General features: G+C 65.9%; 12 protein-coding genes. 3 read left to right on the top strand and 9 right to left on the bottom strand.

Translation table 11 applies throughout. The features are described 5' to 3' along the window. Positions 1 to 13: 13 nt before the first annotated feature. From AC1DGP_RS11790 to AC1DGP_RS11765, 6 genes are all read right to left on the bottom strand, one after another. Positions 14 to 832 (bottom strand): segregation and condensation protein A, encoded by an 819-nt coding sequence (locus AC1DGP_RS11790; protein WP_441505979.1) that lies wholly within the window; start codon positions 830 to 832, stop codon positions 14 to 16. 46 nt (positions 833 to 878) lie between these two features. Beyond that, positions 879 to 1892 carry a beta-N-acetylhexosaminidase gene (gene nagZ, locus AC1DGP_RS11785; RefSeq protein WP_441505980.1) on the bottom strand — a complete coding sequence of 338 codons (1014 nt, stop codon included), beginning with the start codon at positions 1890 to 1892 and terminating at the stop codon, positions 879 to 881. Between the two features lie 154 nt (positions 1893 to 2046). After that, positions 2047 to 3144 (bottom strand): TRAP transporter substrate-binding protein, encoded by a 1098-nt coding sequence (locus AC1DGP_RS11780; RefSeq protein ID WP_441505981.1) that lies wholly within the window; start codon positions 3142 to 3144, stop codon positions 2047 to 2049. Positions 3145 to 3345: 201 nt separating this feature from the next. Further along, on the bottom strand, positions 3346 to 5001 hold the full coding sequence (locus AC1DGP_RS11775; RefSeq protein WP_476832173.1) for an SPOR domain-containing protein: 1656 nt from the start codon (positions 4999 to 5001) through the stop codon (positions 3346 to 3348). Between the two features lie 99 nt (positions 5002 to 5100). After that, positions 5101 to 6867 (bottom strand): arginine--tRNA ligase, encoded by a 1767-nt coding sequence (argS, locus tag AC1DGP_RS11770; RefSeq protein WP_441489698.1) that lies wholly within the window; start codon positions 6865 to 6867, stop codon positions 5101 to 5103. A 45-nt stretch (positions 6868 to 6912) separates the two neighbouring features. Next, positions 6913 to 8148, bottom strand: a complete 1236-nt coding sequence (locus AC1DGP_RS11765; protein WP_441505983.1) for a deoxyguanosinetriphosphate triphosphohydrolase — start codon at positions 8146 to 8148, stop codon at positions 6913 to 6915. A gap of 86 nt (positions 8149 to 8234) precedes the next feature. Here AC1DGP_RS11765 and AC1DGP_RS11760 point away from each other — a divergent pair, with 86 nt between their 5' ends. Together AC1DGP_RS11760 and AC1DGP_RS11755 are read left to right on the top strand one after the other, a co-directional pair. Further along, entirely contained in the window at positions 8235 to 8435 is a 201-nt protein-coding gene (locus AC1DGP_RS11760; protein ID WP_476832172.1) for a HesB/IscA family protein, read from the top strand. Between the two features lie 35 nt (positions 8436 to 8470). Next, positions 8471 to 9583 carry an IS5 family transposase gene (locus AC1DGP_RS11755; protein WP_476832171.1) on the top strand — a complete coding sequence of 371 codons (1113 nt, stop codon included), beginning with the start codon at positions 8471 to 8473 and terminating at the stop codon, positions 9581 to 9583. Positions 9584 to 9950: 367 nt separating this feature from the next. Here AC1DGP_RS11755 and AC1DGP_RS11750 read toward each other — a convergent pair whose 3' ends face one another. Beyond that, positions 9951 to 10565 (bottom strand): cold-shock protein, encoded by a 615-nt coding sequence (locus AC1DGP_RS11750; protein ID WP_441489695.1) that lies wholly within the window; start codon positions 10563 to 10565, stop codon positions 9951 to 9953. 138 nt (positions 10566 to 10703) lie between these two features. Then, complete coding sequence (locus AC1DGP_RS11745; RefSeq protein ID WP_441505985.1) at positions 10704 to 11459, bottom strand: SIR2 family NAD-dependent protein deacylase; 756 nt, start codon at positions 11457 to 11459, stop codon at positions 10704 to 10706. A 100-nt stretch (positions 11460 to 11559) separates the two neighbouring features. Here AC1DGP_RS11745 and AC1DGP_RS11740 point away from each other — a divergent pair, with 100 nt between their 5' ends. Beyond that, positions 11560 to 12744, top strand: coding sequence for an aminotransferase (locus tag AC1DGP_RS11740; RefSeq protein WP_441505986.1), 1185 nt, complete (start codon positions 11560 to 11562; stop codon positions 12742 to 12744). Between the two features lie 60 nt (positions 12745 to 12804). On the opposite strand, the gene AC1DGP_RS11735 is transcribed toward AC1DGP_RS11740, so the two are convergent. Next, positions 12805 to 13197, bottom strand: a complete 393-nt coding sequence (locus AC1DGP_RS11735; protein ID WP_441505987.1) for a hypothetical protein — start codon at positions 13195 to 13197, stop codon at positions 12805 to 12807. Positions 13198 to 13230: the final 33 nt, after the last annotated feature.

Here is a 13230-nt window from a genome sequence, read left to right as displayed (position 1 = left end):
CGTCACCGAGCCATCATAGCGGCAGGGTCGGCGGCCGCGCCGAGCGCCGCCGGATATAGAGCGGCGTGAAGGCACCATCCTGGCGCAGATCGAGAATTCCCTCGCGCACCATCTCCAGCATGGCAGACAGCGCGGAGGCACGAACGGTCGCGCGCATTTCGCTTTGCGGCAGCCCGTGGCTCGCCATGTAGCGGGTCAGGTAGGGGTCGATCGCCGTCCAGTCCGCCGCCTCGCCGACCAGTCGCTGCAGGACCTCCCGCGCCTCGACCAGGGACCAGACCATGCGATGCCCGACGGAGATATGGCTTTGCGCCCGCTTCTGGCGCTGCTGGCCATAGGCCGAGAGCAGATCGTAGAGTTCGGCCTCCCAGACCGGGCGGGCGCCGGCAACGATCGGCTCCGGCGCACCACGGGCGAAGACGTCCTGTCCCAGCCTTTCCCGGGACGCCAGCCGCCGCGCCGCCGCGCGGATCGCCTCCAGCCGGCGCAACCGCAAAGCCAGCGCCGTCGCCAGATCCGCGGCACTCGGCCCCTCGCCCTTCGGTGGTTCGGGCAAAAGCAACCGCGACTTCAGATAGGCGAGCCAGGCCGCCATCACGAGATAGTCAGCGGCAAGCTCAAGCCTGAGCGCCCTCGCCTGCTCGACGAAGGCTAGATACTGCTCGGCAAGCGCCAGGATCGAGATGCGGTGCAGATCGACTTTTTGCCGCCGGGCCAGGTCGAGCAGCAGGTCGAGCGGGCCTTCATAGCCGTCGACATCGACGAGCAGCGCCGGCTCGCCGTCAGTGCGTGCCGGCCTGGCCTCGTCCTCGAACGGCAGTTCGGCGTCCATTCCCGCCGCATCCCCAAGCTGTCACCCCTGAGAACGCAGGTTCCGACTATCGGCCGCCCAACGCAAGGGCGCTGGTCAGCCGGGCGCGCGCAGCCTCCACATCGAGCGGCTCGGGCTCATGCCGGATCCGGGCGAGCGCCATCGCGGCGCGGCGGGCCCGTGCCCCCGTCATGTCCGGCACAGCGCCGGCAACGGCGATCATCTCCTCCATGATGCCGTGGCAATGCAACACGACGTCGACCCCGGCGCGGATCGCCGCCCGCGACTTCTCCGCGAAGCTGCCTGAGAGCGCCTTCATCGAGATGTCGTCGGTCATGATCAGGCCGTCGAAGCCGAGTTCGCCGCGCATGATCTCCTTGACGACCCGACGCGAAACCGTGGCCGGATGCCTTTGATCGAGTGCCGTGAACACGACATGTGCCGTCATTGCCATCGGCATGTCGGCGAGATGTCGGAACGGCCGGAAATCATGCCCGCGCAGCGCCTCGAGCGAGGCGTCGACGACCGGCAGGTCATGATGGCTATCGGCCCGCGCCCGGCCGTGGCCGGGCATATGCTTGACCACGGGGATCACCCCGCCCGCCAGGAGTCCCTCCGCCGCCGCGCGGCCGAGGCGCGCGACCATGTCGGGGTCATGGGCATAGGCGCGGTTGCCGATCACGTCATGGCTGCCGGAGACCGGCACGTCGAGTACCGGCAGGCAATCGACATCGATGCCGACGGCCTTGAGATCATGCGCCATCAGCCGTGCCGAGAGCCGCACGATCTCGCGCTGTTGCACGGGGTCGTTGATCCCAAGGAAGGCTTGCGCCGGCGGATAGGCCGGCCAGTGTGGCGGCCCCATCCGCTGCACCCTGCCACCCTCCTGGTCGATCAGGATCGGCGCATGCCAGCCCACGGCCTCCCGCATTTCCGCGGTCAGCGCCGCGGTCTGTTCCGGGGTCTGGGTGTTGCGTTTGAAGACGATAAAGCCCCAGGGCCTGGCATCGCGGAAGAAGGCGCGTTCGTCAGGGGTGAGGCTGGTGCCGAGGCAACCGGCAATGAAGGCGCGGGATTTCATGAAGCAGGCCCGAGGCGGATTGCAAAGCAGCGGAAGCCGTCTTCTCGCATGATTCCCGCTCTGGCGCCTTAACGGAAGAAGCCCGGGACCAACTGGCCCCGGGCTTCGCTCTCGACCTATTTGGCAGAGCCCAGGAGGCTCAGCACATCGAGGCTCAGCGCATCTGCTGCGCCATGCCGGCGTTGAACGCGTCGAAGGGCAGTTCTGCGACACGGAACCAGAGCTGTTCCTTGCGCCAGTAAGGCAACCACGAATCATAGAAGGTCTTGAAGGCCGGATTGCTGGCCGCAAGCTCGCCATAGAGCGCCTGCGCTTCCTTGAAGGCGGCGACCATCACGTCCTGCGGAAACGGCCTGAGCTCAGCGCCGCTGGCGACGAGGCGCAGCAGGGCGTCGGGATTGCCGTGGTCATATTTCGCGACGCAAAGCGCGTTGGCCTCGGCGCAGGCCGCTTCCACGATCGCCTTGTACGAAGCGGGCAGCGCGTTCCACTTCTCCAGGTTCACGATGAAGCTGACATTGGCGCAGCCCTCCCAGAAGCCGGGATAGTAATAGTACTTGGCGACGCGCTGGAAACCGAGCTTCTCGTCGTCGAGCGGACCTGAGAATTCGGCTGCGTCGATCGTGCCGCGCTCCAGCGCAGGATAGATATCGCCACCGCCGATCTGCTGCGGCACGACGCCCAGCTTCGCCAGGATCGTGCCACCGAGGCCGGCAATCCGGAACTTCAGGCCCTTCAGATCCTCGACCGTCTTGATCTCCTTGCGGAACCAGCCACCCATCTGCGCGCCGGTATTCCCCGAGGGGATGGTGTGGAGGTTGTAGGTCTTCATGAAGGCGCGGCAGAGCTCGAGCCCACCGCCCTGATAGAGCCAGGCATTGTGCTGGCGGGTGTTCAAGCCGAAAGGCAGCGAGGTCTCGAAGGCGAAGGCCGGGTTCTTGCCAATGTAGAAACTCGACAGCGTGCTGCTGCACTCGACGGTGCCGTTCTGGACGGCATCGAGCGCCTGCAATGCCGGCACGATCTCACCCGGCGCGAAGACCTGGATCTGGAACTGGTTGTCCGTCGCTTCCGCGACGCGCTTGGCGATCTGCGTGCTGATGCCGAACAGCGTGTCGAGGCTCTTCGGGTAGCTCGAGGTCAGGCGCCAGCTGACCTTCGGCTGGGCCTGCGCGATGGCCGGCGCAGCGATGGTCACGCCACCGGCTGCGACTCCGGCGCCTGAGGCCTTGACGAAAGTACGGCGATCCATGGATGTCCTCCTGAGTTCGGTGTCATCGTTTCAGGGCATGCCCTACCCGGATTCGACGCGTGCGTCTTTGACCGCGATCCCGGACGCCCAGCCCCTGCCAACACAGCACGACATAACACCGCCCCCTGTCCGCGACACACGGCAAAGGAAAACCGCCGGTGGCAGAAGCCACCGGCGGTCTGATCATCTCGAAGTTGGCAATCAGTTCTTGGCGATGAAGCACTGGCCGCCGGCAGCCTGAAGCTGCGTGCACATCGTTGCCGCATCCTCGCGGGAATACGGCCCGATGCGCAGGCGATAGACGGTCTTTCCGCCAGCGAGATCCGTCTTCTTGACGATCGGCGACTGGCCGCCGAGCTGGCCGGGATATTTGCGCTGCAGGGCCGCGAATGCGGCGCGTGCTTCCGCTTCGCTGCCGGGGGCAGCGAGCTGCACGGCAAAGTCGCCGGTGCCGCTACGGATCGCGGCGGTCGCCGGAGCAGGCGTCGCAGCGGGAGCCGGTGTCGGAGCAGCACTTGCAACACGCACCGGCGCGGCCGGAGTGGTCGCCGGCGCAGGGGTCGCGACGCGCTCCTGAGCCTTCGGAGCTTCAGGCGCCACGGCCGGCGTCGCAGCCGTACGCTGCCGCGGCGGATTGGTGCTCGCGGTCGAGGATGGATTGAGCGGCAGGTTCCCGCCGAGCCTGGTCGGCGCTGCGCCGGTCGCGAGCCCTGACGCGCCGTTGCTATAGGCCGCGTTCGCGCCGGGCGGAGGCGCCGGCGTGCCATCGGGACGGATCGAGACGGTACGCACCCGGCGCGGCTCGCCGAGGCCTGGTACGCTGGACGTTGCGATCAGACCAGCTTCGGCCGGCGAGACGGAGCCGCGCTCGGGAGCCGCCGGAGCCTGGGCCAACGGATTGCCGTTGGCGCCTGCCTGCGGCGTCGAGCCGAGCCCCGGCATGACCATCCGGCCCGGCATCGTGCGTGCCGCCTGCTGGATATCGACCGGCTGCTCCTCCCGGCTGACGACCTTGGTCGGGTTCGACGGGCTGTCCCCAGCACGCTCGTAAATCTGCTTGTTCTGATTCGGAATCTCGGCGCCGCCGGGATTGGTCGGCGCAACCTTGCTCGGGCCGCCATCGGCCGCGATGACCGGCGGCTGGCCGTCGCTTGTCACGGACGGACCGCGCAGGCCCATGTAGCCGCCGACGCCGATCACTGCGACGGCAATCGCGGCAGCGGCAGCGGCAGCCCAAAGGCCCTTGCGCGAGCGCCGCGGCGGCAGATCCTGATAATCGTCTTCGGCCATCAGCGGCGGCTCGGGATAGTCCGCCTGCGTGTCGTGGCCGTAATCCTGATATTGCGCGTTGCCACGCTCCTCGTCGAGGTCACGCGCATCATGCGCGGCAGGCCGGGCGGGCTCCGACCGTGCAGTGCGATAGGGCTCCGGCTGTTCGACCGGCGTCGGAACATAGACCGCAGCCTGCCGGACCGGTTCGGCGGCAGGTGCCGGGCGGGCGATATCCCCGCGGCGAAGCAGCGCCTCGAACTCGTCGAGTGCCCCCAGCATATCGGCCGGCGGCTGTGCATTGTTGGCGGCAACAGGCTGCTGAGCCGGTGCCTGGGCAAAAGAAGGCTCCTGGCGCTGCCGGGCGCCCGGCCAGGCTCCAGCGGCGGCCGCTTGCTGCTGCACGGGAGCGGCAGCGGCCCGCGGCGAGAAGAGTTCCTTCAGGGGGTCATCCTGACCGACGATTCGGGTCAGCTCGACAAGCGGGTCGACAGACGCCCCTGCCTTTGGAGGCTGAGCCGCGCCGCGCAGCTGACGCTCGAGGTCATCGAGGTCGAGGGCGAAACGGTTCCTAGCTGGCTCACTCATGGTATGATCCATTCCAGCGCTGTCGGCGCCCGAATGGAACGCCGAACTCTACGCAAGGTCAATCTGACCGACTTTGCGCGCCGCCGGCGATCCTGGCCGTCAACGCATTTCTTCCGGCGCCGCAACCCCGACGACAGCCAGACCGGAGGCAAGGACGCTGCGCACCGCGTGCACGAACGCCAGTCTTGCTACCGTGGATTCTCGATCAGTTTGATTAACGAACCGTAATTGCGGCGAGTCTTTGCCCTTGTTCCAGAGCGAGTGGAACGCGCTCGCCAGCTCATGGACGAAGAATGCGACGCGATGCGGCTCATGTGCGCTGGCCGCTGCATCGATCATTCTTGGATAGGCAGCGATCATCTTGATGATGCCGATCTCCGCCTCGTCGGTCAGGCGCGACAGGTCCGCCTGCGCCAGCACCGCGGGCGACAGATCGATGCCCGGGAACGCCTCGCGCGCCTGCCGGAAGATCGAAGCGCAGCGTGCATGGGCATATTGGACGTAGAAGACGGGATTGTCCTTCGACTGCTCGACGACCTTGGCGAGATCGAAATCAAGCGTCGCGTCGTTCTTGCGGAAGATCATCATGAAGCGCACCGCATCGCGGCCGACTTCGTCGATGACTTCGCGCAGCGTCACGAAATCCCCGGAGCGCTTCGACATGCGCACCTGCTCGCCATTGCGCAGCAGCCGCACGAGCTGGCAGAGCTTGACGTCGAGCGAGCCCTCTCCATGCGTCACCGCCTTCACCGCGGCCGACATGCGCTTGACATAGCCGCCATGATCAGCGCCCCAGACATCGATCATCTCGGCGAAGCCGCGAACGAATTTCGAGCGGTGATAGGCGATGTCATTGGCGAAATAGGTGTAGCTGCCGTCCGACTTGAGCAGCGGCCGGTCGACATCGTCGCCGAACAGCGTGGCCCGGAACAGGGTCTGCTCGCGGTCTTCCCAGTCCTCGTCCTTTTGCCCCTTGGGTGGCGGAAGCCTGCCTTCATAGATCAGGTCGCGCGAGCGCAGGTCCTCGATCGTCTCGCGCACGGCATCGATATTGCCGTCGACCGCCTGAAGCGAGCGCTCCGAGAAGAAGACGTCGTGAACGACCCCGAGTGCAGCGAGATCGTCCCGGATCATCGCCATCATGCCGTCGATCGCGGCAGCGCGCACCGCCACCAGCCATTCGGACTCGTGCTTGCCCCGCAGGCTCTCGCCATAGGTCTTGGCCAGGCTCTCGCCGACCGACTTGAGATAGTCGCCGGGGTAGAGTCCCTCCGGGATCGCCCCGATCTCCTCGCCCAGCGCCTCGCGGTAGCGCAGGAAAGCGGAGCGGGCGAGTACATCGACCTGCGCGCCGGCATCGTTGATATAGTACTCGCGGCTGACCGCGTGGCCGGCAAAGGCGAGCAGGCTCGACAAGGCATCGCCGAAGACAGCGCCGCGCCCGTGGCCGACATGCATAGGCCCGGTCGGATTGGCCGAGACATATTCCACATTGATCTTCGGATCGGGCCGGAGCGCACCGCGGCCGTGATCCAGTCCGGCCTCGATCGCGGATTTCAGAATCCCCGTGAAGACGGCCGGCTGCAGCGTCAGGTTGATGAAGCCCGGCCCCGCGATCTCGGCCTTCGCCACGTCCGGATCACGCGCGAGCTCATCAACCAGCAAGGCTGCCAGAGCGCGTGGGTTGGTGCCGGCCTCCTTGGCGAGCACCATCGCGGCATTGATCGCAAGATCGCCATGGGCCGGGTCCCGCGTCGGCTCGACGACGACACGGGCGAAGGACAGCCCGGTCGGGATGGCGCCGCGATCTGCAAGCAGGGTCAGGGCGCTGTTGATGCGCGCGGAAAAGGTCTCGAACAGGTTCATTGCGACCGCAAGAATACGAAAACTGGAAGGAACAAGTGCCCGGGCCTATCGCAGCGACGGGGTCGCGTCAAACAGGCGGCGATGCTCGTCGAGCGCGTACCAGTCGGTCATACCGGCAATATAGTCGGCAATCCGGCGGGCCTTGCGGGGCTCGTCGAGCTCCGTCATCCCAGCCGCCCAGTCGGGCGGCATCGCCTGCGGCGCCGCAGCAAAGCGCGTGAAAAGGTCGCGCACCACGTCGGCTGCCTGCTGGCGAATGACCCCGACCCGTGGGTGCCGGTACATGTTGGGATAAAGGAAGGCCTTGATCTGGCGATCGGCCGTCGTGATCATCTCCGAGAAGGCGACAACGGGCTCTCCCGCCCGGCGGATCGCATCGGCATCAGTTGGCGCCAGCGCGGCAATGAGCTCCTGGGAGCGCCCGATCACATCCTCGACGAAGCGCGTGATCACCCGGCGCACCAGCTCGTTCGTGGCGCGGGAGGTCTCGAGGCCAGGATGCAACCGCTCGATCTCGTCGAGCAGATCCGCCAGGAACGGCACGACGCGAAGCTCCGCATGCCCGAACAGCCCAGCCCGCAAGCCATCATCGATGTCATGAGCGTTGTAGGCGATGTCGTCGGCGAGCGCGGCGACCTGCGCCTCCGCAGAGGCATGGCTGTCGAGCCAGAGATCCTGCCGCTCCTGATACTCGACGATCGCCGCTGGGATACCAGTCTTCGCATAGCGGGCAGTCGGCATGCCGTCGGGGTCGATCAGCGGGCCGTTATGCTTGACCAGCCCTTCCAGCGTCTCCCAGCTGAGGTTGAGCCCGTCGAAACCGGCATAGCGATGTTCGAGCCGGGTCACGATTCGCAGCGTCTGGGCGTTGTGATCGAAACCACCGAACTTGTGCATGCAGGCATCGAGGGCATCCTCACCGGTATGCCCGAACGGTGTGTGGCCAAGATCATGCGCCAGCGCCAGAGCCTCGGCCAGATCCTCGTCGAGGCCGAGCGCCCGGGCGAGTGCACGCGCGATCTGCGCCACCTCGATCGTATGCGTCAGGCGGGTACGGTAATGATCTCCCTCATGCGAAACAAAGACTTGCGTCTTGTGCTTCAAACGGCGGAAGGCTGTGGAATGAATGATCCGGTCGCGATCGCGCTGGAAATGGCTGCGCGTCGGTGACGCCGGCTCCGCGATCAGGCGGCCGCGGCTCTGGCTCGAACGACAGGCATAGGCCGCGCGCCAGCGGTCGCCGGGCTCGCGGTCGGATGAAGGGCTCTGTGGCTGCGGCATGGCGGACCTATCGACGCCCCCTGCTTGTACAGGCGCTGCGGCGCAATTACCTTCGCAGACAACAAAGGTGCAAGGAGCATCTGCCTATGACGACCGATCTTCAGGTCAATCCGCGTGGCATCGCCGTCACCGGCAAGGCCGCGAATCGCATTGTCGCGGTGATGGCGAAGGAGCCGCCCGGCTCGATGCTGCGCGTCAGCGTCGCCGGTGGCGGCTGCTCGGGCTTCCAGTACATCTTCGATGTCAGGCTGTTGAAAAAGTCTGTAGCGGGGCGGCGTTTGGCGTGATTCACTCGGCTTGAGGAGTTGGCTGGGGGCATTTGATGCGCGGGTCGGATGAGCGCTCTGGATCGCTGTTTTCCTATGTGGATCTGGAGGCTCGGGTCGGAGTGGGCCATCCGTTGCGGCCGATCCGGGAAATCGCCAATGCAGCCTTGGCGGAGCTGACGGGGGATTTTAGCGCGCTCTATGCGCAGCGGCTGGGGCGGCCGTCGATTGCGCCGGAGAAGCTGTTGCGGGCGATGCTGCTTCAGGCGTTCTACGGGCTGCGTTCGGAGCGTCAGTTGATGGACCGGCTGGAGTTCGACCTGTTGTTCCGTTGGTTCGTTGGTCTTGGGGTGGATGACCCGACCTGGGACCATTCGAGCTTCTCGAAGAACCGGGACCGGCTGCTGGCCGGAGAGATCGCAGCCAAGTTCCTGTCGGCGGTACTGGCTCAGCCGAAGGTCAAGCGGCTGTTGTCGAGCGACCATTTCTCGGTGGATGGCACGCTGATCGAGGCCTGGGCCTCGACCAAGAGCTTCCGGCGCAAGGACGGCAGCGACGGCGATGATGGCTCCAGGACGGGGCGCAACGCCGAGCGCGACTTTCATGGCAAGAAGCGATCCAACGAGACTCACCAGAGCACCACCGACCCCGAGGCCAGGCTCTATCGCAAGAGCGACGGCCAACCGGCCAGGCTCTGTTACCTCGGCCACGCCTTGATGGAGAACCGCCACGGCCTTGCGGTCGGCGGCGGAGTGACCTTGGCTACCGGCACGGCGGAACGCGAAGCGGCGCTCGCCCTGCTGGATGCGAGGCCAGGTCGCGCACGGCGGATCACACTCGGCGCCGACAAGGCCTATGACGTGAAGCAGTTCGTGGCCGATCTCAGAGCCCGATCGATCACCCCGCATATCGCCAGCAATGAACATGTCACCAAGACCGGCAAGCGGCGCCGGAGCGCCCTCGACCGGCGCGTCCAGCGCCACCCCGGCTATGAGATCAGCCAGCGCTGCCGCAAGCGGATCGAGGAGGTGTTCGGCTGGATCAAAAGCTCGGCGGGACTGGCCAAGGTGAAGGTGCGCGGCCGCCCCAAGGTCGATGCCGCGTTCACTCTGGCGCTGGCCGCCTACAACCTGATCCGTCTGCCCAAGCTTCTGGCGGCCCCGGCATGAKCAAGGCAATGATGAGATGGACGAGGTCTCGGGCGACGGATGGGCCAAACTTCAAACGGACGGCTCCCTCAAGGGCGAAATCCGCGTCCACAACGGTGACGATTCCACCTTCATCGCCCGCCCTAGGACGACTTCTTCAACAGCCTGCTAGCGGGTCGGCAATGGGCAGCAGGGCCTGATGACGGGCCGTGCCTGACGCCATTCTCCCGAAGCAGCTGACGATTCTCGGCGAAACGCGCAGATCACCTCGCGCGCGAGAGGCGAGTTCATGGCCGCCGCTGTCCGACGCCGGGCGCTCGGCGCCCACAAAAAGGAAAAGGCGCCCTGACGGCGCCTCTTCCTTGGTCTGCGATCTGATTGTCGGCGCTCAGTGCGAGCTGATCGCGCCGCCCTGCTCCAGCCTGATCTCGGCCGCCATCAGGCCCTTCGGTCCAGGTCCGTAGCGCACCAGCACCGTCTGGCCGGGGATGAGCTCCACGATGCCGTAGCGGCGCAAGGTTTCCATATGGACGAAGATGTCCGGAGCGCCCTCGCCCTTCGAGACGAAACCGAAGCCGCGCAGGCGATTGAACCACTTCACCACCATGCGCTCGAGCCCGCTCGTCGGAGCAACCGAGACATTGGTGCGTGCCAGCGGCATCTCCGCCGGATGGCGCCCGGCCGAGGTATCGATCGACATCACGCGCACCGCCTGACGTCCGCGCGCCTTCGCGATCGCTTCCAGAACGATGCGGGCCCCTTCGGCGATGGCGTTGAAGCCATCGCGCTTCAGGATGGTGACATGGACGAGCACGTCGGCACCGCCATCCTCAGGAACCACGAAACCGTAGCCCTTGCTGACATCGAACCACTTGACGTAGCCCACGACCTCGACGCTTGCGTCGTGATCGAAGCCTTCGCCTCCGTCCAGCCGCATGATGCGGTTGAGTGATTGAATCGGACCGACCGGTGGCCGCCCGCTCTCACCGAACTCGTCGGACATGTCCCGCTCATCTCCGCGCGAACTGTTTGATTCGTGCCGATACGATACCATCGGTTCGAAGGCGCGATACAGCCGGCTTGGCGTCATCCACATCATCGCGATGGACACCGCGGCAGATTGGCAACGCTTTTGGCGCGCTCAGCCTGCCAGCCGGCCAAGCGCGGGGCCGATCTCGGCCCGCACCACGAGATCGGCGATCGCGTCGGGCTCCGTCGGTTCGCGATTGATGATCACGAGCTTCGCTCCATTGCGCTTGGCGATCGCCGGAAACGTCGCAGCCGGAAACACCACCAGCGACGAGCCCGCAACGAGGAAGAGATCCGCCCGCATGGTCAGCGCATGCGCCCGTCGCATCGCCGCTTCCGGCATGGCCTGGCCGAACGAGATCGTCGCGGACTTCACGATGCCGCTGCAGATGATGCAGCGCGGCGGCTCTCCGCTTGCCTCGAAGGCCGGGCGGATCGCGGCCAGTTCATGCCGCCAGCCGCAGGTCAGGCAGGTGGCATAGGTGCCGTTGCCGTGCAGTTCGATGATCCTGTCCTCGGGGATGCCGGAATCCTGATGCAGCCCGTCGATATTCTGCGTGATCACTCCGGGAGAGCGACCCTGGGCCACCAGATTAGCAAGTGCCTTATGGCCGCGATTGGGCATCGCACCGGCAAAATGGTCATCCATCGCGAACTTGCGCCGCCAGGCTTCGACGCGCGCCTCGCGGCTGGCGACGAAAGCGTCGAACGGGATCGGTCTGTGGATCATCCAGGGCGAGCCGGGCGACCGGAAATCCGGCACGCCGGATTCGGTCGAGATCCCGGCACCGGTGAAACTGACGATCACGGCAGCGCGGTCGAGCAGCGCGTGGAGTTCGTCGATCGCGTCGTTGGTCTCGTTCTGCATGGGCCCACTCGTCCGCCTTCGCCGCTGCCTATATGAGCGCTGCCCCGTGCTGCGGCCAAGCCGATTGACGCGGAGCCGGACGCGCCTCAAAGCTGCCGTCATGCTCCAGACTGTCCGCCCCACGCTGAACCCCGACCTTCTCGACACCGGCACGCCGCCGATCCCGCAGGCGCAGGGTTGGGCTCGTTCCTATGACGGCCACTCCGGCCCGCTGATCGATCTTTCGCAGGCTGTGCCAGGCTCGCCACCACCCGCGTCCCTGCTGCAGCGCCTTGGCGAGGCCGCCGCCCTGCCCGATCTGACACGCTACGGCGCGATCACCGGCGATCTTTCGCTGCGTGAAGCCTATGCCGCCGAGATCGGCAGGATCTATGGCACTCCATTTGCGTCGACCGAGATCGCCATCACCTCCGGCTGCAATCAGGCCTATGTCGTGACCATGATGGCGCTCGCCCGGGCAGGTGACAATGTGCTGCTGCCGACGCCCTGGTACTTCAATCACGAGATGACGCTGACAATGCTCGGCGTCGAAGCGCGCCCGCTCCCCTGCGATCCGGCTTGCGGCTTCGTTCCGGATGCCGAGCAGGCGGAAAGCCTGATCGATGCAAAGACCCGCGCGATCGTGCTGGTGACGCCCAACAATCCGACCGGCTCGGTCTATCCGCCCGAGACCATTGCGGCCTTTGCCGCGCTCTGCGCGAGGCGCGGAATCTGGCTCGTCATTGACGAGACTTATCGCGACTTCCTGCCGGACGGAGTGAAGGCGCCGCATGAGATCTTCGCCACAAGCGGCTGGCGGGATTCCGTGATCGGCCTCTACAGCTTCTCAAAGGCCTATGCCGTGCCAGGCTGGCGCCTTGGCGCCATCACCGCCGGAGAGGCGGTCGTAGAGCAGATCGGCAAGGTGCTGGACTGCGTCCAGATCAGCCCCGTGCGGGCCGGCCAGCAGGCGGTTGCCTGGGGCATCGACGGCATTCGCGACTGGCGCGAGACCAACCGTGCCGAGATCAATGCACGGGCCGGCGCCTTCCGTGCCGCGATGGCGCCACTGAACGGCTGGCAGGTGCTCGCAGCCGGGGCCTATTTCGCCTATGTCGCGCATCCATTCGCAGACGTGCCCGCGGCAGAGGTGGTGCGGGCCCTGGTCGGGGAGCGTGGCGTGCTCGCCCTGCCCGGCCCCTATTTCGGCCCCGGGCAGGAACAGCATCTGCGCATCGCCATCGCCAATGTCGGCAAGGAACGGATCAGCGACATCGGCGAACGGCTCTCGGGCTTTACGCTCTGAATGAAACTCGGGTCATCCCGGGTGGCCGATGGGCGACCGGGACGACCATTGGCCAGAACCTTACCGAAGCAGGGCGGCGTAGCGCTCGCGATAGGCGTAGACCAGCAGACCGCCACTGACGATCAGGATGAGTGCGACCGGCAGGCCCTGCGGATTGATGGTGAGGTGGAACAGCACGATCACGGCCATCACCGGCGCAATCAATGCGAGCCCCAGGGCCGGCACGATATTGAGAAGCAGGCTGAGCGCCCCGACAAGATTGACGCTTTTCAGAAAGGGCCAGAAGAAGCCTGAATTCTGCAGAGCGAGCTCGAATTCCATGCCCTTCGGCGAAGTCGGCGGATGGATCAGATGGCTCCCCGTCGCCAGGAACCAGAAACCGTCGACTGCGCTGACCAAGAAGATCAGGCCGAGCAAAAGCCGCGGCACGGTGACAAGCAGAATGTGCTTCATGAGAGCGCCCCCCAGCGCTTCCGTTTTGGACAG

Source organism: Allobosea sp. 05T433, from assembly GCF_056396065.1.
This window is presented reverse-complemented; position numbering and strand designations above follow the sequence as displayed.

Coding starts and splice junctions, on each gene's coding strand:
- AC1DGP_RS11765 (WP_441505983.1), bottom strand. CDS start 8,148: ATGCCGCAGCCACAGAGCCCTTCATCCGACCGCGAGCCCGGCGACCGC.
- AC1DGP_RS11755 (WP_476832171.1), top strand. CDS start 8,471: ATGCGCGGGTCGGATGAGCGCTCTGGATCGCTGTTTTCCTATGTGGAT.
- argS (WP_441489698.1), bottom strand. CDS start 6,867: ATGAACCTGTTCGAGACCTTTTCCGCGCGCATCAACAGCGCCCTGACC.
- AC1DGP_RS11775 (WP_476832173.1), bottom strand. CDS start 5,001: ATGAGTGAGCCAGCTAGGAACCGTTTCGCCCTCGACCTCGATGACCTC.
- AC1DGP_RS11735 (WP_441505987.1), bottom strand. CDS start 13,197: ATGAAGCACATTCTGCTTGTCACCGTGCCGCGGCTTTTGCTCGGCCTG.
- nagZ (WP_441505980.1), bottom strand. CDS start 1,892: ATGAAATCCCGCGCCTTCATTGCCGGTTGCCTCGGCACCAGCCTCACC.
- AC1DGP_RS11750 (WP_441489695.1), bottom strand. CDS start 10,565: ATGTCCGACGAGTTCGGTGAGAGCGGGCGGCCACCGGTCGGTCCGATT.
- AC1DGP_RS11790 (WP_441505979.1), bottom strand. CDS start 832: ATGGACGCCGAACTGCCGTTCGAGGACGAGGCCAGGCCGGCACGCACT.
- AC1DGP_RS11745 (WP_441505985.1), bottom strand. CDS start 11,459: ATGCAGAACGAGACCAACGACGCGATCGACGAACTCCACGCGCTGCTC.
- AC1DGP_RS11740 (WP_441505986.1), top strand. CDS start 11,560: ATGCTCCAGACTGTCCGCCCCACGCTGAACCCCGACCTTCTCGACACC.
- AC1DGP_RS11760 (WP_476832172.1), top strand. CDS start 8,235: ATGACGACCGATCTTCAGGTCAATCCGCGTGGCATCGCCGTCACCGGC.
- AC1DGP_RS11780 (WP_441505981.1), bottom strand. CDS start 3,144: ATGGATCGCCGTACTTTCGTCAAGGCCTCAGGCGCCGGAGTCGCAGCC.